This window comes from Mesorhizobium kowhaii (genome assembly GCF_042431665.1).
GTDB lineage: Bacteria > Pseudomonadota > Alphaproteobacteria > Rhizobiales > Rhizobiaceae > Mesorhizobium > Mesorhizobium kowhaii.
Genome location: NZ_JBHLYT010000041.1, coordinates 16,330 through 37,714 on the forward strand (window position 1 = coordinate 16,330; position 21,385 = coordinate 37,714).

Below are 21,385 nucleotides of genomic sequence, written 5' to 3' on the forward strand. Positions count from 1 at the left end.
AGATTCCGAAATGACCAAGGACCAAAAGATCATCCGCGCCAAGGTGGGGCTGTTGTAGCTCGCCAAACAGCCCGGCAATGTCAGCCAAACCTGCAAGATGATGGGTTATTCGTACGACAGCGTAGGAGACGGGCGGGAGCTGACTCTGCAGGAGATGACGCGCAAGAAAGCCGCTGCTGCCCACCGACGCTCCGGAGGTGGAGACGATCATTCTCGAATTGTCGCTGGAGCTGCTGGCCTTAGGTCAGATCCGCATGCCATAAGGCTGGCGAGGAAACGCGGCCACTCGGTCTCGCCTCCGGGGTGCGCGGGGTGTGGCAGCGGCACAATCTCGAGACGATGAAGAAGCGGCAGAAGGCGCTGGAGGCCAAGGTTGCCTGGGATCTCGACCCGCAGAGCTTCTCCAATTAACCCTATACCCTGAAAGCGGTCAGATAGATTTGAGGAGTTTGGTGTCTACGGGCAGCGTGCGGATGCGCTTGCCCGTCGCCGCGAAGATCGCATTCGTTAGGGCTGGAAATACCGCCGCGGTTCCAGCCTCGCCCATCCCCCCAGGCGCTTCGGCACTGTTGACGAAGTGTGTCTCCACTACGGGCACTTCATCCATTCGCATCGGAAGATAAGTGTCGAAATTGCCCTGCTCCACCCGCCCGTCCTTCAGCGTGATGGCGCCGTGCGAGGCAGCCGTCAGGCCGAAGATGCAACCGCCTTCCATTTGAGCCGCAATCGTGTCGGGATTGACCTGCAGCCCGCAATCGACCGCACAGACGAGCCGATGAACCTTGACCGTGCCGTCGGTGCCCACCTCGACCTCCGCCACGGTCGCCATGTATGTGCCGAAGGCGAATTGCACCGAAACGCCCCGACCCTGCCTCTGGGGCATCGGTGCTCCCCAACCCGCCTTCTGCGTGGCCAGCGTCAGCACGCCAAGCGCACGCGGATTGTGGCTGAGCAAGGCCTTGCGAAACTCGACAGGATCAGCCTTCGCCGCCGCTGCCAGCTCATCGATGAAGCTTTCGACCACGAAGATATTATGGGTCGCACCAACGCCACGCCACCAGGCGGTGGGAACGGCCGGCGGCTCGACCCTCTTGAATTCAACATGAATGGCAGGAAATGCATAAGGCGGTTGATCCGCTCCCTCGACGCCGTCCGGATCGACACCATTCTGCATGCCAGCAGGAAAATAACGCGCCGTCACCGACGATCCGGAAACGCGGTGAGTCCAGGCAACCAGCTTGCCAGATGCGTCAAGCCCGGCCGACAGCCGGTCATAATAGTAAGGCCGATACATGTCGTGCTGGATGTCTTCCTCGCGGCTCCAGATAACTTTGACTGGCCCGTCCACCTGCTGCGCCACCTTAACGGCATGCTCAATGCCGTCCACCTCCAACCGACGGCCGAAGCCGCCGCCGATCAGATGATTGTGGATGGTGACGGCTTCGACAGGCAAGCCGGTGAGCTGCGCTGCGGTCGTCTGCGCCATGGTGGGCACTTGCGTACCGACCCAGACGTCGCAAGCATCCTTCTTCACATGCACGGTGCAATTCATCGGCTCCATGGTCGCGTGCGCGAGGAACGGCAACTGATAGACAGCTTCCAAGCGCCGGGTCGCACCAGCCAGCGCTTTCTCGACGTCACCTTCACTGCGCGCTACAGCTCCGGGTGTCTTCGAAGCCTCCTTGAGCTGGCGTATGATGTCGGCACTGTTGACAGTGGCGTTCGGCCCCTCGTCCCACTGGATCGCAGCCGCATCGAGGCCTTTCTTGGCAGCGCCCATATGGTCGGCGACAACCGCCACAGCCTGATCGGTCAGGACGACCTGATGGACACCTCTGACAGCCAGAGCCGCTTTTTCGTCGACCGATTTCGGTTTGCCGCCAAATACCGGCGAGATGGCGATTGCGGCGATCTTCATCCCGGGAATTTTAGTGTCGATCCCGAAGACAGTTGTTCCATTGACCTTCCCGGGTGTGTCGAGCCGCCTGTGAGGCTTGCCGATGATTTTGAAGTCCTTCCGATCCTTGAGGGCTACGCTTTCGGGTGCGGGTGCCGGCAGGGTGCCTGCGGCATCGACAAGCTGGCCATAGGCGAGATGGCGGGATCCAGATGTTTCGAAAACCGAGCCGCTCTCGGCGCGACAGGTCTTGGGATCGACGCCCCATTTTTGGGCCGCGGCTTCTAGCAAGAGAGTGCGGGCAACCGCGCCTGCCTGGCGCAGCGGCATCCAGAAAGCGCGGATCGAAGTCGACCCGCCGGTGCTCTGAGGCCCAAACAGAGGATTGCCGTATAGCGCGTCGCTCGCGGGCGACAGTTCGAGGCGAACCTGATCAAGGCCGACGTCAAGCTCCTCTGCGAGCAGCATGGCGTGCGCGGTGTGTATCCCCTGCCCCATCTCGGCCATGGGCATCACCATCGTGACGATGCCCTGGCGATCGATACGAATGAAGGCATTCGGCGCGAAGCCTGGTGAGGCTTGAGCCGCAGCCCTTCGAGGCGACGACGGCAGAGAAAGCGCGACTACGAGACCTCCCCCGGCAGCGAGAAAGTTGCGGCGGTTTAGACGGAGCGACCTGTCGAACATTAGCCTCTATCCTCAAGCGGTCGCACGATGGATGGCAGCACGAATGCGCTGATAGGTGCCGCAGCGGCAGACATTGCCGGACATCGCAGCGTCGATATCAGCGTCGGTGGGCTTCGGTGTGGCTGCAAGGAGAGCGGCAGCCGACATGATCTGGCCGGACTGGCAATAGCCGCATTGCGGCACGTCGAGATCGATCCAGGACTGCTGGAGCGCTTTACCCTGCGGCGTCTCGCCTATGGCCTCGATTGTTGTGATGGAACTCTCCCCGACGCTGTCGATCGGGGTCTGACAGGCGCGCACAGCCTGTCCGTCGAGATGCACCGTGCAAGCACCGCATAAACCGGCACCGCATCCGAACTTGGTACCGGTCATGCCGAGGACATCGCGCAAGACCCACAGCAATGGGGTATCACCATCGGCATCGACCGTGTGAACAGTACCGTTGATCTTGATGTTGGTCGTCATACGGGCCTCGTGTGGAGAGTAGGGTTTGAATTTTCAGTAAGCTGACGGGACAGCGGTGACCGCTCGATCGTGGTTGTCTTCTAATTGGTTTTGGAGCCTTGCAGCACGCTCTCGCTGCTGAATCGCACATGCGGATGGGTGTCCGCCAATTTGGGTTGTGGTGCATGATGGCTGTGAGGCGTTCCGATGGACCTTCGACGGTGCTGAAGATGCTCGTAATGTGCAAATGCATGGCGGCCAGCGGTGTCCGCCGTTGGGCAGTGCTGCCCGATGCCGGCCAGGGCAAGCCAATGGCAGCAATTCAATTCAAGTCGTTGCGAACTTGCAAGCTGCCAGCCTCCGAGGGGCCGAGCGACTTGTTGACCGCCGGGATGATCTTGTCTCCCCAGAGCTCGATCTGGCGTAGCATCGTCTTTTGATCGAAATCCCCCAACTGAGTCTGAATTGCGATCTGGTCCGGTTTCAAGACCTCCATCTCCTCCAACAGCCGATCAATCACGCGATTGACGCTGCCGATCGGCAGGTTCTCGCGCATGGTCTTGAACGACAGATCCTGCTGCGTCGGCGTTTCCTCCAGCAGATAGCCGTCCTGGCTCTGCTGGCGGCGCTGATGCAGTGCTTCAGACAACCGGCGCTGGAAGCGGGCATTGTCGAGGTAACAGTCGATCTCCGCTTCGTCGTCGCTGGCGTAGCAGCAGCGCAGCAACGATATCTTGGCGTCCGTGACATTCTTGCCCTCGGAAGCCGCCGCCTTCTCGATCGAATCGCGCAGAGTGCTCAAAGTCTCCAAGCCGTTATGGAATGCTGTGACAAAAAAATTATGTCCCTCACGATAGGCCCGGGCCATCCTCTCGGACCCGCCAGCGATCCAGATCGGCGGAGTCGGCTTCTGGACGGTGCGCACCGAAATCGCCGTCGGCGGTATCTTCTCATACCGGCCGTCGTGCTCGAAGATTTTTTGGTTGAGGCCCTTCAGAAGGATGTCCAGATATTCCGAAAAGACCGCCGGCGCCTCATCGATATTCACGCCGAAACGCTCGAACTCGAACTGCTGGTATCCCAGGCCGACGCCGAGTTCGAGACGACCGCTCGCAACGATATCGGCGAAGCCGATCTCGGAAAGCAGGCGCTGGGGTTGATAGAGGGGGAGCACGCAGACGGCGGTGCCGAGGCGAATGGTGTCCGTCAAGCCGGCGCAGTGCGCCACCATCATCAAGGGCGAGGGGATCAGGCTGTAATTGTTGAAGTGGTGTTCGGCGAACCAGGAGGTGTCGAAGCCAGCCTGTTCCGAAAGGACGACCTGTTCGATTGAGTTGCGGATGACGCTGTCGGATGATTGATGATAGCCGCGCTGGGCGGCCAGGATGAAGGTCGCGAATTCCATGGTGTTTCCTTTGTCTGCAGAGGGGCGGTTTGGCCGATAACGGTCGCTCGAAATGTGCAAACAAGGCGTTGGCCGCGGTTGATCCAAGCCCTTGTCGGCGGCGTAGTCTTGCGCCAACCCGCTTGCCAGTGGGCGGCGGCAGGCGCGCCTGGAGCGGTTGGGACTGCATCGACCGGTTCGGCGGCGATGACATCTTCGATCGCAGACAGCGTCGCGGGCGCGACGCGCTGAATGGGCGTGAAGGCTTGGACGCCCTCGGCTTCGATGAGCCGCAGCGCGTTGCCTGGCGAATGATCGACAATCAATGCCCGACCTCCGCAAAACATTCGTCATAGAGTTCGCTGGCGTTTCCCGCATCACCGAACGAGGTCCAGCCGCCGTCCACATAGAGGACCGAGCCGTTGATGTATGAGGCGTCGGACGAAGCAAGGAAAAACGCCGCGTGTGCGATGTCTTCCGGCCGCCCCATCCTGCCCATCGGTATGCGTCGTCCGATCGCTTTGGAGTCGATGCGGCCAGCCTTGGCCAACTGGGCAACGCCAGGCGTGCGGATGTAGCCAGGAGCGACGGTTACTGTCCGAATGCCGACCGGCCCGAGTTCGGCCGCCATGCATCGGGTCAGCATGTCCATCCCGGCCTTCGAGGCGCCGTAAGCATGGCGCGGCGCGACAGGGAGAAAGCTGTTGATCGATCCGAGGTTGAGGATCACGCCGCCAGCGCCCATCGCCTTGATCGCCTCGCGCGCGCAGGTGAAGGCGCCGGTAAGGTTTACACCAAGGACGTGTTCAATATCTGCCGGGATTTGTTCGATACCCGCCGCAAAAGTGTCGGCGACGGCAGCACCGTTTACAAGGACATCGACGCGCCCGAAGCGTGCCCGCAGCTCCTCGAACAGCGCCACCACTTCGCTTTCGACGGCCACATCCACGGATTTCGCCAGGTTCTTGCTGTCGAGCGATGCAGCGAGCACCGTCGCCGCATCGCGATCTCTATCGGCAATCACGACGGTGTCACCGTTCGAGGCAAAGCGGCGAACGACGGCCGCGCCTATGCCATTGGCGCCCCCGGTGACGAGCACGATTCGCGCGTCGGTGCGTTCGGCCGGACAGGAGAGTTCGGCTGGAGGCGTCCCATCCACCGGTGCATGCGCATCCCCTGGCTGGTTGAATGACATCCAACCGCCGTCGACCGCCAGCACCGATCCCGTGATGTAGCGCGCCTCCCTGCTGATTAGAAAACGCACGGCGAGGGCGATCTCGACCGGGCGCGCCAAGCGTCCCATAGGCACGCGGCGACGCACCGCCGCAAGGTCGATCTTGCCTGCGCGTTCCAGTTCCGCGACCATCGGCGTGCGCACGTAGCCCGGCGCGACAGCCGTCACGCGGATGCCGCGAGGAGCCCATTCGCATGCAAGCGACTTCGTCAACGAGATCAAGCCCGCTTTCGAGGCTGCGTAGGCGTTGCGCTTGGGGTTGCCGACCACGCCCGCCATGGAAGCTAAGTTGACGATGACACCGCCCGGCCTCATGCGCCTTGCCGCTTCGCGAGCCATGACGAACGGCCCTATCAAGTTTACTGCCAGGTCGCGCCGGAAGGCATCGACACCGGTGTCGACAGTCGCAGCCATGGCGGGTCCAACCGCGGCGTTATTGATGAGAACGCCGATCTGCCCGAACTGTGCTTCGATCCGGCCATAAAGGGCGAGGACATCCCCCTCTCGCGAGACATCGCATTCGAGGCCGAGATGCGGGCAGCCGAGGCTACGGGCAAGTTCAACCACGCCGCTGCCCGGAAGGTCCACCGCAACAACAGTCTCTCCCTCGCGCGCAAGAAGATCGACCAAGGCACGACCGATGCCGCCGGCGGCGCCTGTAATGATGACGATGCGTCCTGCCTGCTTCATGCGCACTTCTCCGCGACAGCCCTCAGTGATCTCAGCCCATCAACGTTGGGTGGTACAACCGGCCGGGTCACGTCCCGATGACGGCCAGTTGCGGCCCAGATAGACGTCGCGCTTTCCGGCAGCGGTATTTTCACGGGGCGGGCTTTCGCCGGGATGGCTATGGCATTGCAAGGTTGTCCCCACTGCTGATGCGGATCTCCGGTTCGAAATCTCAGACGGCAACATGGACGCCATGCTTTCCGAGCGCATAGACCGGATCGTGCGGATACGGTGCTCCAATCGGCCGCCGCGGGCCGAACCGTTCTGCCTCGGCAACCGCTGGTGGGGTCTGCTCCTCGCACCAATCGTAGACGACCGTCCGTTCCGCAATCCGCCACTGACCTTCCCTCTTCTGAAACAGATCGCAGTAACGGCCGCACAGCAGCGTCTGGCGTATTTCTCCGTCGTTGTCCGGTCCCCGTTGCAGGGCAGTAAAATAGCTCTCGACCGTGGCCTCTGCCCGACTAGTGAATTCGATCAGGATGTTCGCGATCTGATGGATATTGCGCGGTCCGGTCTCGAACACCGCGAGCGCAAACCGAATGAAGCCGTCGGCCGAGCCGCAATAGGCCCCGTGATTGTCTTGCGCATCGGGCCAGTACGAACTGCGCAGCGCCGCCTCATCGGCGCGGTCTATCCCGCGGCAGTACCGGTAGAGGCAGTCGCGGATTGCCTCACGGTCGGTGAGTTCGATTATTTTTTCCTGGTCCATCGGCTCTGTTGCGAATCCTGAGATTGGAAGAGGCGTTTCGCCACCCTGCTGGCGTTTGGGCAGTGGAGCACCTCGATGTCGCAGATATGCCCCTTGCGCGGTTGCACGCGGACAGCGGTGGGACAGGCCGCGCCAGCCTTTTCCAGTGTGCGGTCCCATCGCTCCGCGCATCTAAACTTGCCGGGCTGTCGGTTGGACGGCGTCCAGTTCGACCTGCGCAGCCGGAGCGTGGTCGACTTCCAGCGCACGTTCTGGGCAGGACCTCGCGGCTCGTAACGCAAGCAGTTGCTCCGCCTCCGCAACCTCGATGTCACCGGGCAGGATGGAGCCTTCATCGTCAAGCTTAAAGATGCCGGGCGCTTGCGCCCAGCAGCGCGCGTGACCCTGGCATTTGGCAGTATGGACGATGATGCGCATGGTGCTGTCTCCATTGTCTGCGCCGCGTCTCGGGGCGGCTTTGCTCAGGACCAGTCCAGGATCAGATTTTCGATTCCGAACAAATGGCCGCCATGGGCGATGGGCGCCGTACTTTCCTTGATCCGAAAGGCCGGGATGCGCGACAGCCACTCCTCCAGACCAATGACAATCTCCCGCCGGGCAAGGTGTGAGCCGAGGCAGCGGTGGGGACCGTAGCCGAACGCGGCGTGACGATTTTCCTGTCTCGCCAGATCGATCGTGTTGGGGCGTTCGAATTCCGTCGGGTCACGATTGGCGATCATCGTGGCACAGGAAACATAATCCCCCTTGCGGATGGGCGCGCCCTCGAAGTCGATATCTTTCTTCGCCACGCGGATGATCTGCACCGTTGGATAGGCGCGCAGCAATTCTTCGGCCGCGGGCGCGATCCGGTCCGGTTCGCTGCGCAGCCATTCCTGCTCTTTGAGGTTGCGCGCCAGATAGGCGAGGTCAAAGCCTAAGGCTGCTGCAACTGTGTCAGCCCCCGCGACGAACAGAAGCACGCCCACGCCACGGACTTGCTCATGGGTCAGCGGTCGGCCCTCGACCTTGGCCTGAACGACAAAGGTCATGAAATCGTCGGCCGGTTCCTTACGGCGAACGGCTGCAAGTTCGTCGATGAACGCCACAATTGTGCGGGCTGCCACCTGTCTTTTCTCATCGTCGCCGTGCAGCAGATCTTTGCCCCAGGCCACGAATGTATCGAGTCGGTGATCGGGTAGCCCAAGAAAGCTAAGAAAGATGCTGACCGTGAAAGGAACGGCAAAATCCTTCATGACGTCGCAGCTTGTGCCGGATGCGACGATCCTCTGGATCAGCGCGATCGCTCGTTCGCGAACAGCCGGTTCCAGCACCAGCACCCGCTTGGGCGAAAGCAGCGGACTAAGTAGTGAGCGGAACACGCCATGGGCCGGCGGATCGAGTTCAAGTGGGATCATCGGCCAGTTTTCGCCCAGCGCGGAGGCGAAGATGCTGCGATGGCTGGAAAAGGTTTCGGCATCCTGCAGCACCCGGCGCTGATCTTTGGCGCGAGTGATGACCCAGGTGCCCTGGCCATCGCGCGTATTGTAGGGAGAATAAAAGATCGGCGGTCCTTCGTGAACGCAAGCGACCGCTGCGTGCGGATCCCCATTGGGCGTCGGCAGCATGCCAGGCGACGTGAACAGACTGAAGTCCCTCACCATTTCGGGCGGGACATGATCTGGAACTGGGTTGGGGGCCATTTTGACTTCTCCTGAAACGTCAGGCGTTCTTCCGCTCGGTCGAGATCGCACGGCTGGTCATAAGGTCGATCAGCAGCATGTTGCACGTCCCGGCTCAGTGCCTCGAGATTTCCGTTTCGCGATGCAGCGCCTGCGCGCAAGCGCGGATGAGATTGGTTGCGAACTCATGCAGGCAGGGTGTCCACGTCGTCCTTGGTCCATAAAGCACCTCAGCCGCCTACTCGCGTTTAGCTGACAGACTGGTCAAACCCCGCTGAGCTGCGAAGCCCTGCTGATGACCACTCTGACAAGATCATCGGAGCAAGTTGCGTGCCGATTAGCGTACCGTTTGCGTTGCACCGCTTGCACCGCGTTGCGGGCTTGGCGACCCTTGGTCGCCTTGCTACATTCTTGTCCGACTTCGGACACAAGAACATGTGCGGTCAGACACGCACGGCAGCGCAAATGAAGATATCTCGATCACCGCGACGCGAGCCCGCGCGTCCCGGCCCTTGGGCACTAGCTAGAGCTGGAGGGCGGCAAAGACCTCTTCGATGCGGGTAGGGAATAGCAACAGCGCGCGATCTTAGATGCTGACAGGTGTCTTCGCAGAACGCCGCGCATGCAGGAACACAATAGAGAAATAGACTCGCGCGGTCGCTGCAGTCCCCGCTGGTGTACGGTAAGGCATCGGTCCGGCTGTCCGGAAACGGTTGGTCTTTCCCGAACCGGCGCAGAACTGCCGATTATCCAACGATACTGCAGTCTTGCCCGATCCGGGTGACCAGTCGATTGTTCCGCGCCTGTCGGCTACGCACGGCGCTCCCGCACAAGCCCAAAAAGGTCTTCGCAAAACTCGTCAGATTCACTGCCTTCGAGGGGTTGGCATGGCGCTTGCTCTTCGTCGTTAGAGCCCATCAAGGCACCAAGAAGGCAACAACGAACCATGGCTGAGACGCGAAGCTCCATACAAGCGCCCCAGGAGATCGTACCGATTCCGGGCCCACATCGGGACGCCGTCCCCTCCAGACATCGATGGTCGGTGGCTACTTTGCACATGAGTGCTTCGAGGCCGACAGGCCAAGGCATGGCGCTCGCCCAATCGCGGTTTGCCAGCCCTGCTCGGCGTGTGAGCGCCGGCGAGACGAATAGCCAACACGCAACCGATAGACCGAATGATCGGCGAGCCAGCCCTAGCCCGGTGTCGCGTCAGCCAACCGAGAAACAATGCGCCACCCTTCAATTAGAGGAGAAACATAGATGACCGTTAAAAAGAAGGTTCCCTTCGTCACCTTTCGCACGCGTGTTCGCGACAAGTCGATCGAGGGGCCAAATCCATACCGCTGGGAAGACAAGACATCCGACGACTATTTCAGCGGCAAGCGCGTCATCCTGTTCTCGCTTCCTGGTGCCTTCACCCCGACCTGCTCGACCTACCAACTGCCCAATTTCGAAGAGCTCTATGACGAGTTTCAGAAGGAGGGGATTAACGCCGTCTACTGCGTCTCCGTCAACGACGCCTTCGTCATGAATGCGTGGGCGAAGTCCTTGGGACTGGAGAAGGTCGAGCTTATCCCGGACGGCAAAGGCGAGTTCACGCGCAAGATGGGTATGCTGGTCGCCAAGGACAATCTGGGCTTCGGCATGCGCTCCTGGCGCTACGCGGCCCTGATCGAGAATGGCGTGGTGGAGAAGTGGTTCGAGGAGGAAGGCTTCTCGGACAACTGCGAGACCGACCCCTATGGCGTCTCGTCCCCGCAGAACGTTCTTGAAACGCTGAAGGCCGCCGCATGAACCTTGTGCATGTCGCCCAAAGTGCGCAGCGGGGACATGCAAAGACACAAGACTCTAAAGCGCCTCGCCTGAGGCCCTCCAGCCGCGATGCGCTTTAGAGGGGTCGACGTTTCAATGCCCAAGGGTTCCCTCGAGAGGATTCGCGCTAACCATGCAACCCACAGCAAGCCTGCTTCAGCGCCAGCAGCAATCCATGGTGGCATCGCCTCAACTCATTGAGTCGATACGCTTGCTGCAACTGGCGCATGCCGAACTGCATCAGTACGTGGAGCGGGAACTCGAGAAGAACCCGCTGTTGGAAACAGCGTCGGACGACGAGGGGCCTGTCGGCGACGCTTCCTCGAATTCGGAGAGGGATCCGCAGGTCGGCGCAGGCAACAACAACGTCGACGGTCCGATCAGGGCCGGTTCCCCGGATCGGGTCGGGCAACGGAAATCACAGCGCAACACGACGAACGATGCGACGGGAAGTCGCCCTGCCCCCGAGGAATTTGTCGCCCTCACCGAAACCTTGCATGACCATGTCGCTCGTCAGATCGCCCTCACCGCATTTACACCGCAGGAGCGGCTGATTGCTGGCCTGCTTGCAGCTGATCTGGAAGACACTGGCTACCTCCGGGTAGACCTCTCGGATCTGGCCGGCAGCCTAAACATCCGGGAGGCTGATGTGGAACGGGTTCTCGGAACCTTGCAACAGTTTGATCCACCCGGGATTTTTGCGAGAACTCTCAGCGAATGCCTGGAAATACAGTTGCGCCAGCGAGACCGGTTCGACCCCGCGATGGCAGCTTTGGTTGCCAATCTTGACAAGCTTGCGCGACGTGATTTTCAGACCTTGAAGCAGCGTTGCGGCGTTGATGAGGACGACCTGCTCGAGATGTTGCATGAAATCCGTGCGCTCGACCCCAAGCCTGGAAACCGATTCCAATCCGGAGAGCCCCAATCCATCATACCCGACGTCTGGGTCATGCCCTCGCCCGGAGGTGGATGGCATATAGAACTTGATCCAGAGACGCTGCCCAAAGTGTTGATTAATCAGACCTATTTCGCCGAAGTCTCACGCCTGACCGCCAAAGGTTCGAAAGATCAAGCATTTCTCAACGAGTGCCTCGAAAGCGCGAACTGGCTAATCAGAAGCCTCGATCAGCGCGCCAAGACGATCCTGAAGGTTGCGGCTGAAATCGTCCGCCAGCAGGATGGCTTCTTGGAACATGGCGTCGATCACCTGCGGCCTCTCACTCTGAAGACTGTCGCTGACGCGATCAAACTGCATGAGTCGACGGTAAGTCGAGTGACGTCGAACAAATACATGCTTACGCCGCGCGGCGTGTTCGAACTGAAGTATTTTTTTACTGTCCCGATCGCCTCCTCGCAAGGCGGCGACGCGCACTCCGCCGAGGCGGTTCGTCACCGGATCAAGGCGATCATCGCGCTGGAATCGCCCAAAGACGTACTTTCTGACGAGGACATCGTTCTCCGGCTCAAGGAAACCGGTGTCGACGTCGCGCGACGCACAGTCACAAAATATCGCGAAGCGATGAACATCCCCTCCTCCGTGCAGCGGCGGCGGGAAAAGCGCTTATCGCTTAATGGCGATAAACCCTTGCCGCCTCGTACCCATGACGGTAGCGCTCCCTAAACGGAAATCGATCCCGGGCCTTATCCGCGGCTTTCGCCTTCCTCAGCGCCGAAACAATTTTCGAAATCATTGCATTGTCCGCAACTGGGCGCGGTGCACAGCGAAAAGCCTTCGGCCTCGCAGAGCTTGCGGTAAAAGTACTTTTTCCATTTCATGTTTTGGGTGTTTCCGGCCGCCAGCCGCGGAAAATGCGTGGCAAGCAAGCGGCTGAGCTCGGCACGATTGAAAAGGCCAAGGTCTTGCCAGAGATGGTCGTTGCGCATGGCACGCCGTGCGATGATCTTGGCGAAACGGGCGCCCGACGGGTCTCCTGGCCGGGCATGCGCGAGCAAGAGATCGCGCAGAAGTTCTTCCTCCAGGCTCGGCTCGGGGTCGCTCGCCTCTTCCAAGGCGAAAGTGTTGATAGCAGTTGCGGGGAAATCGCGGGCCAGGACATCCTGCAACTCGGCGCGCGAAAGGCCGGTTGCCTCGGTGGCCGTCGTGCCGCCGGCCTCAACCTCCTTGAGCGCCCGCGCGAAGATGCAGGCAAGCACATGCTGGTCGAACCCCGTGCCTATCTCAGCCCACGGCCATTGGCCAGTGCCGCGGCAACCGTGGTGATGGGCAAACATGGTGCCGTTCTCCCAGTCTGTTGCGTCAGATTATGGGGCGACCTGGTCGGCCGCGACATGCGTCTGACAGTTCTTCGGGCAGACGCGAGCGCAGGCGCCGCATCCGATACAGCGGCCGGCATGGTCGACCACCATGATCATGCGATTGAGCTCGCCGTCGAAGTCATCGTCCTCGCCGTCACAGATGCCAAGGATCTCACCCTCGTCATCGACGCCGTAAAGGTGCATGACCTCGCGCGAGCAGACTTTGAAACAGCGGCCGCACCCGATGCAGGTCGTGCCGTCGATAGCGGTCAGATATTGCGGCATCCATCCGGAACCGTCGCGGGTGACGAAAGCGTTCATGGTGAATTCTCCGGCCCAGCGAGTTCTCTTGCAGCTACCGAGCACCCTTCGTGCCAGCGCGGCCGAGTAGTAAGATGAGCGCTGCGTTCCCGCCATATCAACAGCGATGAAGGCCAGGGACGTTTTATGTCGGAATCCCGAACTGGTCTCAATCGGGCTCTGACCCGGTTCAGATATTGCATCGTCTGCAGGCCATCAATCACGCGATCCAGCCGGCCGATGCGCAGGTTGTCATGCACAGACTGGACGATAGGTCCTGCTGCTTCGGGGTTTTGCGCAGCAGATTGCCGTGCTGGCTCTGTCGCGGCGCTGATGCAGCGCTTCAGGCTGCTAGCGCTGGACGCAGGCATCGTCGAGATAGCTGCTGATTTCCGCCTCGTCGTCGCCGGACGACAGCTGCATGATGCCGCCGCAGGCGGTGTCATGCAGCTGCCGGAGGCGGGCAGTTTCCCGGCCTTTCCTTGCCGACGACGTATATCATTCGAGGATACCTTTGTTGCGACCGTCCTCTGGCAGCTTGATCAAAGTATGTACGCCACTTTGCATCGATCGCGTCCTCTCGGCGGCTGCCGTGGACGGCCAGAACGCCGGACCGACCGACGGACGGAGCACCCTCCGCCAACAGCCGTTGCACGTTGCCGACAATGTGCCGCTTCAGTGAAGCGTTCGGGTCGTAGCTGGTCGAATCGCGAGCCACGAGGGGGCGCTCCTCGCCAAGCGCATAGATGATCTCGGTGACAGAGCCGCCGATCGAGGTGATCCGCAGCGGATCGGAAAAGACAGCTGCGCCCTGACTGCGCTCAGCAGGCAACGCGGCGGCCAGCAGGAGGCCGAGCATCAGCGCGAGCAGGGAGCGTAAAGGGAAGGCAACACACATGGTCGTTATCTCACGCTGCTGACGGGGGTTGGGATACGTGGCAGGTTCTCGGCCAGAAACCGCCAGTCACCGCGTTCGCGGTCGCCTTCATAGCGCTGCCCGAAGAACTGGATGATCATTCTGCCGTCGGCGCCATAGGCTTCGAGCGACGTGATATGACCGTCCCTGGTCGGCTTGCGCACGGCCCAGACTTCGCGGATGTGATGGGTTCTCAGATGCAGGTGGAAGGTCGCGTCGAGCACATTGATCCACGGGCCGATCGGCTTGACCGACTTGACCGGACCGGAATGAATCTGAATGCAACCACGATTTCCGACGAAGCACATGATCGGCATCTCGTCTTCGGCCGCGCACTGGAACATGGCGCCAATGGCAGCATTGTCGAGCAGCCAGGCGTATTCCTGGCCGACCATCCGCATCGCCTCGCAGCGGCTGAGCTTCAGCGTCTTCAGCATATCGAAGAACTGATGCACGTCGGTCAGCCGACTCCAGTGGTCGCGTAGATCCTCGACCGTGGCGGCTTGGTCCGGAATCTCAGCATCGTCAGCTTCGCTCGCCTTAGCCGACACGATCGGCTCCTGGTTTGAGGATTCGAGCTGCGCCACCAGCTTCTGATAGGCATAGAGGTTGGAGGCCGGCCTGACGTGCACCTTGTGCACCGCCTTGCCGTCGGCATCGAAGAATTGCAGGCTGCGGTGGATGTCGCCGCCATCGCGCTTTTCGACGGCAAAACCGTGCTCCCACACCTTCGGGAAGATGCGCAGGTTGATCTCATCGCCAAGCACCATGGCATGGTGGTTGCCGGTTACCACCTTGTCGTAGATGCCGATCTTCTCGTGCACGGCGCTTTCATTGCGGGTCTGCGCCATCACCTCGCCAACCGCTTCGAGGCCGGTCAACAGGTCGTTGACGCGCGGCTCGATGCGAACCGCGTCGAAACCACAATCGGCGGCAACCAGTTCGGCTTCCGAAATCCCCAATTGGGCGGCGAGATCGGGCTCGCGGATTTTCGGACTGTCTTTGCGTGCACGCCGGATTTGCTCGGGCGAGGGCTTCTCGCGCTGCTCCATGTCCTATCCCCTGCTTCCATAGACGTTTTGATCATCGATGCCCTGCCGGCTGATCTGCAGCCGACGGGGCGCGCCTTGATGCTCGACCCGGTCTCGTGCTCGCCGAGAACAGAGTGTTGCTGGAGAGCCGTCCGGCACCCCTCGAAACGCGCGCGCGTACCAACTGAACTGCGGACGATGGCCGACAGGCACATGCCGGTCCCATCTCACTTCAGTCGACGGCCACTAGCCGGTGGTGAGCGATTGTGGATGCCGACGCCAATTGGCCGATCAGGGGTTCGGATTCTACGGACGGTGCTGCATTCCCATTGAAGGCGGAGCTGGTTCGGACCTGACATGTTGCTTTCCTTCCTGGCATCGATCACGAGGCTACCCAAGAGATGAATATCCGTCGACCAGTCTTGGGCCTCGCCGAAAGGGCAGATTCAAAAGTCGTGCCAATTGCGCGGAAGCAGGCGCAGGACGGATCTTCGGCATGCTCGTCAATGGCTTACGTGCAAGCGCAGCCGGATCTGAAGCCGAACATCGCTGTGTGCCTTACTCGACACACCTGACGGGGACCTGTCGGTTACCCAACGTCGTCCCAACGATGGCGCGCGAGATTCACGGCAGAGTCAGGGATATCGCACTGTTTGAAGCGGTTTTTTTCCTTTGGCACGGTCCATGCATGATGATCCGCAGTACGTCACGGACTGAGGAGAGATCGAACCATGATTACGCTCACCGACAACGCCGTTGCCGCCGTCAAGGCCGCACTTTCCCGCGCCAGCGAGCCGGTTGAAGGCTTTCGCATCATGGTCCAGGCCGGCGGTTGCGCCGGCTTCCAATACCTGATGGGCCTGGAGAGCGTCGAGCGCGAAGGCGATGCCATTATAACGGCGGATGGGGTCAAGGTGTTCGTGGACGTAGGCTCCCAACCCCACGTCGCCGGTATGACCGTCGACTTCGTTACGGAGATCGAATCCTCCGGTTTTGTCTTCGATAATCCCAACGCGCGGGACAAGTGTGGCTGCGGCAAGTCCTTCGGCTGATCGCCCCAGAGAAGGAAAAGAGGCATGTTGGACTATAGCGACAAGGTCAAGGGATGCTTTAGCGACAAGGTCAAGGGATGCTTTTTCGTCCCGAAGAATGCCGGCATTCTGGAAACAGCCACTGCACTGTGTAAGGTCAAAGCCATTTACAAACTGACGGGCACCGGCAGCGGCGGCCGGTTCGCCGTCAGCATCAACCACGTGTGCCAGAAGCTCAATGCGACGTGGCTCGCGCTTCGCATCATTCCGATCGACTGTGGATCGTGCGCATGAGGACTGTCTATCTCGACAACAACGCAACGACGCGGGTCGACCCTGATGTCGTTCGAACGATGCTGCCGTTCTTTTCGGAGCAATTTGGCAACCCTTCGTCGATGCACAGTCTTGGCGCCTCGGTCGGTGCAGCGGTTGGAAAGGCGCGTCGGCAGGTACAAGCGCTGATCGGCGCGGAGTTCGACGATGAGGTCATCTTCACCTCTGGCGGGACGGAAAGCGACAATGCCGCGATTCTTTCGGCGCTCGAAGTGATGCCCAATCGAGCAGAGATCGTGACTTCTGCCGTCGAGCATCCGGCCGTGCTGACGCTGTGTGCACACCTTGAGAGGACGCGCGGCGTCAAGGTGCACACAATCCCCGTGGATCGCCGTGGCCGGCTCGACCTGGACGCCTACAGGGTCGCCCTCACGCCAAAAGTCGCAATCGTCTCGATCATGTGGGCGAACAATGAGACTGGTACGATCTTTCCAGTGGCCGAGCTTGCCGACTTGGCCAAGGAAGTCGGCGCCCTTTTCCATACCGATGCCGTGCAGACGGTGGGCAGACTCCCGATAGAGCTGAAATCGACGGCAGTCGACATGCTGTCGCTCTCCGGCCACAAGCTGTATGGGCCGAAAGGGATCGGCGCGCTTTATGTAAGGCGCGGCGTGGCCTTCTGCTCATTGATCAAGGGGGGGCACCAAGAGCGCGACCGGCGCGCGGGCACCGAGAACACGCCGGGCATCGTCGGGCTGGGGATGGCGGCCGAACTTGCCTTGAAATTCATGGAGGACGAGGCTACGCGGGTAAAGTCGCTCCGCGACCGCCTCGAGGACGGGATCCTCCAGCATATCCCAAACAGCTTCGTCGCTGGCGATTCGCTTGAACGGTTGCCGAACACCGCTAACATTGCCTTCCAAGATATCGAAGGCGATGCAATCCCACTTCTTCTCGGCCGCCTCGGCATCGCCTGTTCCTCCGGCTCTGCCTGCACCTCTGGATCGCTGGAGCCGAGCCATGTCTTGCGGGCGATGAAAATGCCATACGCAACAGTCCGCTTCTCCTTCGGGCGCCAGAATGGCGAAGCGGACGTCGATCGGGTGCTCGAGGTCGTGCCCGCAATCGTGGAAAGGCTGCGTGGGCCCGGCAGGCGAAGCGCTGAAGACCGTCAATCCGGTCTATGCCTGGGCAGCACGAGAACCGGCAGCTCATGAACCGTCGGATCTTTCTCAGCGATACGACATTGCGCGATGGTGAGCAGGCACCCGGCGTCGCCTTCACGACAGGCGGAAAAGCTGGAGCTTGCCGATTCTCTCGCCGCAGCCGGCGTCCCAGAAATCGAGATCGGCACGCCCGTCATGGGCGCCGACGAGATCGAAGCAATTCGCGCCGCGGTTGCGCGGAGTCTCCCGGTTCGGCTAACGGCATGGTGCCGGATAACGTCGCAGGATCTCGATGCAGCGATCGAGAGCGGCGTCTCCGCCATCGATCTGTCGCTGCCTGCATCGGACATCCAACTCGCCACAAAGCTAGGTCTCGATCATGCAGGAGCGCTTCAGGTCATCGAGTATATGGTCGGACGCGCAGCCGCCGGCGGTTTCTTCGTCGCCGTGGGCTGCGAGGATGCCTCGCGGGCCGATCGGGATCATCTCGCTCGCGTTGTCGAAACAGCCGCGCGCGCCGGCGCCAGCCGTGTCAGGCTGGCCGACACAGTCGGCGTTCTCGATCCGTTTTCGATTTTCGAACTGTCGCCCAGGTCGCGGCGCAGTCTCCTATCGATATAGAATTTCATGGGCACAACGATCTCGGCCTCGCTGCCGCCAACACGCTGGCCGCGATACGCGCCGGCGCGCGCCATGCCTCCGTCACCGTTCTCGGGCTCGGCGAGCGCGTCGGCAATGCCGCGCTGGAAGAGGTGGCTACCGCGATGGCGGTCCTCGGCGGCCCAGACACGGGCCTAGAGCTGGCCGCATTGCCCGCCTTGGCGGCCCAGGTGACGCAGGTCGCCCGGCGGACGACAGCAGCCATCAAGCCGGTTGTCGGCGCCGATGTTTTCACTCACGAATCCGGCATTCACGTCGCCGGGATGCTGAAGGACCCGCGTACCTATCAGGGACTGGATCCGGCTCTCGTGGGCCGCTGCCGGCGTATCGTCATCGGTAAGCATTCCGGCGCCACCGCGATTGCTCATGTGCTGGGCGAAAGCGGCCGCGATCTCGACCCGGATCTGGCAGCCGCGATGGTTGCCCGTGTCCGCCGCATGGCAGCCGAGATCAAATCGACCGTCACCGCAGCTCAACTGGTCGAGCCCTACGATAGACTGCGCAGCGAGACGGCTGGCCGAAGCCTTGCATTCCACTGAGGCGGACGATGTCGTTTTTCCTCGCCATCCGTTCCGCCAGGATAGCAGCCGCGGCTTGCGGCGCAAAAAGCCGCTCCGCCATCGCACACAATTTCCGACCTTGGAGAATGCAATGAGTTGTTCCGCTGACGGCCGTCCCTTCGATCTCACGGATATCCTCGCGCGGCTGAAAGGCCTGTCGGCTGCGGAGGAATTCTTCGCCATCCTTGGCGTTTCCTATGACCCCAAGGTGCTCAATGTCTCGCGGCTCCATATCATGAGGCGGATGGGCCAATACCTTGCGAGCGAAGATCTCTCCGAACTGCCCGACTCGGTGATCGCTGCGCGGGTCCGCGGCACGCTGGAGCGCGCCTACCAGGACTTCGCGATTTCCTCGCCGCTCACGCACAGGGTGTTCAAGGTGCTCAAAGACCACGATCCGGACAAACCTGCTACGCCGGGCCGCACCTTCGTCCCGTTCGAGTCCATGCTGAAACGGTTCGGGAAGGAATGAGCGCGACACGGATGCGACGCAACAATGTCGCCAAGTCGACAAATGGGGGTCATCACGACGAAGCCTTCAGAAGCAACCAACCGAATTTCCGGCAAGAGCGGCGCGCAAATGATTGGCATGAATGATGCGCGAAGGAGACGACCGCAAAGCCCGCATCCGGACAGGAGCCTAGAGAAACCGCCAATGCACATCGTAATCTGCATCAAGCAGGTGCCGGACTCGGCACAGATACGCGTCCATCCGGTGACGAATACGATCATGCGTCAGGGTGTGCCGACCATCATCAACCCATACGACCTGTTCGCCCTCGAAGAAGCGCTCAGGCTACGCGACGCTTATGGCGGCGAGGTCACAGTGCTCAGTATGGGTCCGCCAATGGCAGAGAACGCGCTGCGCAAGGCGCTCAGTTATGGGGCCGACCGCGCGGTGCTCTTGACCGACCGCTATTTTGCCGGCTCCGACACGTTGGCGACCTCCTTCGCTCTTTCCCAAGCAATCGCCAAGGTTGGCGAGACGTTCGGCACGCCAGACATCGTCTTCACCGGCAAGCAGACGATCGATGGTGACACCGCCCAGGTCGGACCCGGCATCGCCAAGCGCCTCGGTCTCTTGCAACTCACCTATGTCGCGAAGATCGCCTCCATTGATCTCGCTGCGCGCGAGATCAATGTCGAGCGCCGCTGCGAAGGCGGCATGCAGTTGCTTAAGAGCAGACTTCCTTGCCTTGTCGCCATGCTGGAAGGCACCAACGAGATCCGCCGGGGTTCGCTTCAGGACGCCCTGTGCGCAGCGCGCAGCCAAGTCGTGAAGTGGAGTGCGGCCGAGGCCGGCATTGAGGACCTCACCAGATGCGGCCTGCGCGGCTCGCCGACGGTCGTCAAGCGTGTTTTCGCCCCGACCCCACGGGCGGAAAAGGCGGAGCGTATCGAAACCGCGGAGAAGACGCCGCGCGATCTCGCTGACGAACTCGTCGCCGCACTCTTCACCCGGCAGCCGGAATTGGCACACGAACTCGCCTTCAACAACGACGCGTGAGGGCAAGGAGCAGACGATGTCGACCCCGAACCGAGAAACCCCTCGCCCTGCCGCCGGCCGTGCCGGCATAAAGAAGGAACTGCCTGACCGTTTCAAGGACCATCGGCATGTCTGGGTTTTCATTGAGCTCGAACGCGGCCAGGTTCATCCCGTATCCGTGGAACTGCTCGGCGAAGGCCGCAAGCTAGCAGACAAGCTTGGCGTCCAGCTTGCGGGCGTCGTGCTCGGACCGCCTGAAGAAGCCACCCGCAACGCCGTTGCCGAGGCCTTCGCTTATGGAGCCGACATGGTCTACCTCGTCGAGGCACCGTTGCTGGCCGACTATCGGAACGAGCCTTTCGCCAAGGCGATGACGGATCTGGTCGATACCCACAAACCGGAGATCCTTCTGCTGGGCGCGACCACGCTCGGCAGGGATCTTGCCGGCTCCGTGGCGACGACTTTACATACGGGGCTCACGGCCGACTGCACCGAACTGGACGTGGATACAGACGGATCGCTCGCCGCGACCCGTCCGACTTTCGGCGGTTCCTTGCTATGCACGATCTATACGCTCAATTGCCGGCCGCAGATGGCGACAGTGCGTCCCAGGGTCATGCCCATGCCGCAGCGCGCCGAAAGGCCGGTAGGTCGTGTCATCGAGCACAAGCTGTGGTTAGCCGAGGATGAGATCGTCACCAAGGTCCTCGGGTTCCTGCCGGATAGCCAGTCGGCAAAGGCAAATCTCGCCTATGCCGATGTCGTGGTTGCGGGAGGCCTTGGTCTCGGCGGCGCGGAGAATCTGCAGCTTGTGAAGAATCTCGCGCGCGCGATCGGCGCCGAACATGGCTGTTCGCGCCCGCTGGTCCAGAAGGGCTGGATGCCGGCTGATCGGCAGATCGGCCAAACCGGCAAGACCATCCGGCCGAAGCTTTACATCGCGGCCGGGATTTCCGGCGCCATCCAGCATCGCGTTGGCGTCGAGGGCGCCGATCTCATTGTCGCCATCAACACCGATCCGAACGCGCCGATTTTCGATTTTGCCCACCTTGGAATCGTCACTGATGCGATCCGCTTCCTGCCCGCACTGACGGAAGCCTTCACCCGGCGGCTGTCGCCGCATAGTCGCGACAAGCTAGCGAGTTAAGG

Annotated in this window: 19 protein-coding genes and 2 pseudogenes; 10 read left to right on the forward strand and 11 right to left on the reverse strand. The window is 61.2% G+C overall.

Translation table 11 applies throughout. The annotated features are described in order from the left end of the window. Positions 1-10: 10 nt before the first annotated feature. Positions 11-378, forward strand: a pseudogene (locus ACFFNA_RS23360) (IS481 family transposase); the annotation flags it as partial. Positions 379-430: 52 nt separating this feature from the next. Here the strand turns inward: ACFFNA_RS23360 and ACFFNA_RS23365 are convergent. The 7 genes from ACFFNA_RS23365 to ACFFNA_RS23395 form a co-directional block, all read right to left on the reverse strand. Continuing rightward, positions 431-2,584, reverse strand: coding sequence for a xanthine dehydrogenase family protein molybdopterin-binding subunit (locus tag ACFFNA_RS23365; protein WP_378921961.1), 2,154 nt, complete (start codon positions 2,582-2,584; stop codon positions 431-433). 12 nt (positions 2,585-2,596) lie between these two features. After that, positions 2,597-3,049, reverse strand: coding sequence for a (2Fe-2S)-binding protein (locus tag ACFFNA_RS23370; protein WP_095082034.1), 453 nt, complete (start codon positions 3,047-3,049; stop codon positions 2,597-2,599). Between the two features lie 301 nt (positions 3,050-3,350). Further along, positions 3,351-4,433 (reverse strand): LLM class flavin-dependent oxidoreductase, encoded by a 1,083-nt coding sequence (locus ACFFNA_RS23375; RefSeq protein ID WP_378922008.1) that lies wholly within the window; start codon positions 4,431-4,433, stop codon positions 3,351-3,353. 301 nt (positions 4,434-4,734) lie between these two features. Next, positions 4,735-6,336 carry an SDR family oxidoreductase gene (locus ACFFNA_RS23380; RefSeq protein WP_095082040.1) on the reverse strand — a complete coding sequence of 534 codons (1,602 nt, stop codon included), beginning with the start codon at positions 6,334-6,336 and terminating at the stop codon, positions 4,735-4,737. A 211-nt stretch (positions 6,337-6,547) separates the two neighbouring features. Further along, positions 6,548-7,087 (reverse strand): nuclear transport factor 2 family protein, encoded by a 540-nt coding sequence (locus ACFFNA_RS23385; RefSeq protein WP_378921964.1) that lies wholly within the window; start codon positions 7,085-7,087, stop codon positions 6,548-6,550. Between the two features lie 171 nt (positions 7,088-7,258). Continuing rightward, entirely contained in the window at positions 7,259-7,504 is a 246-nt protein-coding gene (locus ACFFNA_RS23390; protein WP_378921966.1) for a ferredoxin, read from the reverse strand. Positions 7,505-7,548: 44 nt separating this feature from the next. Continuing rightward, positions 7,549-8,766, reverse strand: a complete 1,218-nt coding sequence (locus ACFFNA_RS23395; protein WP_378921968.1) for a cytochrome P450 — start codon at positions 8,764-8,766, stop codon at positions 7,549-7,551. Positions 8,767-10,005: 1,239 nt separating this feature from the next. Between ACFFNA_RS23395 and ACFFNA_RS23400 the strand changes: the two genes are divergently transcribed. Both ACFFNA_RS23400 and rpoN read left to right on the forward strand, forming a co-directional pair. Next, the gene (locus ACFFNA_RS23400; protein WP_095082048.1) at positions 10,006-10,539 is read left to right on the forward strand and encodes a peroxiredoxin; all 534 of its coding nucleotides are present in this window, start codon (positions 10,006-10,008) and stop codon (positions 10,537-10,539) included. A gap of 151 nt (positions 10,540-10,690) precedes the next feature. Beyond that, positions 10,691-12,178 carry an RNA polymerase factor sigma-54 gene (rpoN, locus tag ACFFNA_RS23405; protein WP_378921970.1) on the forward strand — a complete coding sequence of 496 codons (1,488 nt, stop codon included), beginning with the start codon at positions 10,691-10,693 and terminating at the stop codon, positions 12,176-12,178. A gap of 20 nt (positions 12,179-12,198) precedes the next feature. Here rpoN and ACFFNA_RS23410 read toward each other — a convergent pair whose 3' ends face one another. The 4 genes from ACFFNA_RS23410 to ACFFNA_RS23425 form a co-directional block, all read right to left on the reverse strand. Beyond that, positions 12,199-12,789, reverse strand: a complete 591-nt coding sequence (locus ACFFNA_RS23410) for a nitrogen fixation protein NifQ (RefSeq protein ID WP_378921972.1) — start codon at positions 12,787-12,789, stop codon at positions 12,199-12,201. A 30-nt stretch (positions 12,790-12,819) separates the two neighbouring features. Then, the gene (gene fdxB, locus ACFFNA_RS23415; RefSeq protein ID WP_095082054.1) at positions 12,820-13,134 is read right to left on the reverse strand and encodes a ferredoxin III, nif-specific; all 315 of its coding nucleotides are present in this window, start codon (positions 13,132-13,134) and stop codon (positions 12,820-12,822) included. Between the two features lie 421 nt (positions 13,135-13,555). Further along, positions 13,556-14,011, reverse strand: coding sequence for a TroA family protein (locus tag ACFFNA_RS23420; protein WP_378921975.1), 456 nt, complete (start codon positions 14,009-14,011; stop codon positions 13,556-13,558). Positions 14,012-14,016: 5 nt separating this feature from the next. Next, positions 14,017-15,081: a hemin-degrading factor gene (locus ACFFNA_RS23425; RefSeq protein ID WP_095082058.1), complete on the reverse strand. Its 1,065-nt coding sequence runs from the start codon at positions 15,079-15,081 to the stop codon at positions 14,017-14,019. Positions 15,082-15,791: 710 nt separating this feature from the next. Between ACFFNA_RS23425 and ACFFNA_RS23430 the strand changes: the two genes are divergently transcribed. The 7 genes and pseudogenes from ACFFNA_RS23430 (at position 15,792) to ACFFNA_RS23460 (ending at position 21,383) form a co-directional block, all read left to right on the forward strand. Then, a complete protein-coding gene (locus tag ACFFNA_RS23430) occupies positions 15,792-16,112 on the forward strand; it encodes an iron-sulfur cluster assembly accessory protein (RefSeq protein ID WP_095082060.1) in 321 nt (106 codons plus the stop codon). 24 nt (positions 16,113-16,136) lie between these two features. Further along, positions 16,137-16,385: a hypothetical protein gene (locus tag ACFFNA_RS23435; protein ID WP_378921977.1), complete on the forward strand. Its 249-nt coding sequence runs from the start codon at positions 16,137-16,139 to the stop codon at positions 16,383-16,385. Then, positions 16,382-17,581: a cysteine desulfurase NifS gene (gene nifS, locus ACFFNA_RS23440; RefSeq protein WP_095082066.1), complete on the forward strand. Its 1,200-nt coding sequence runs from the start codon at positions 16,382-16,384 to the stop codon at positions 17,579-17,581. The genes ACFFNA_RS23435 and nifS overlap by 4 nt, the downstream gene beginning before the upstream one ends. Further along, positions 17,578-18,729 (forward strand): annotated as a pseudogene (locus ACFFNA_RS23445) (hydroxymethylglutaryl-CoA lyase-like TIM-barrel protein). The gene nifS and the pseudogene ACFFNA_RS23445 overlap by 4 nt, the downstream one beginning before the upstream one ends. Before the next feature lie 112 nt (positions 18,730-18,841). Next, complete coding sequence (gene nifW / locus ACFFNA_RS23450; RefSeq protein ID WP_095082068.1) at positions 18,842-19,222, forward strand: nitrogenase stabilizing/protective protein NifW; 381 nt, start codon at positions 18,842-18,844, stop codon at positions 19,220-19,222. Between the two features lie 183 nt (positions 19,223-19,405). Then, positions 19,406-20,257 (forward strand): electron transfer flavoprotein subunit beta/FixA family protein, encoded by an 852-nt coding sequence (locus tag ACFFNA_RS23455; protein ID WP_095082070.1) that lies wholly within the window; start codon positions 19,406-19,408, stop codon positions 20,255-20,257. Between the two features lie 16 nt (positions 20,258-20,273). Next, complete coding sequence (locus ACFFNA_RS23460; RefSeq protein ID WP_378921980.1) at positions 20,274-21,383, forward strand: electron transfer flavoprotein subunit alpha/FixB family protein; 1,110 nt, start codon at positions 20,274-20,276, stop codon at positions 21,381-21,383. The last annotated feature ends 2 nt before the right edge of the window (positions 21,384-21,385 follow it).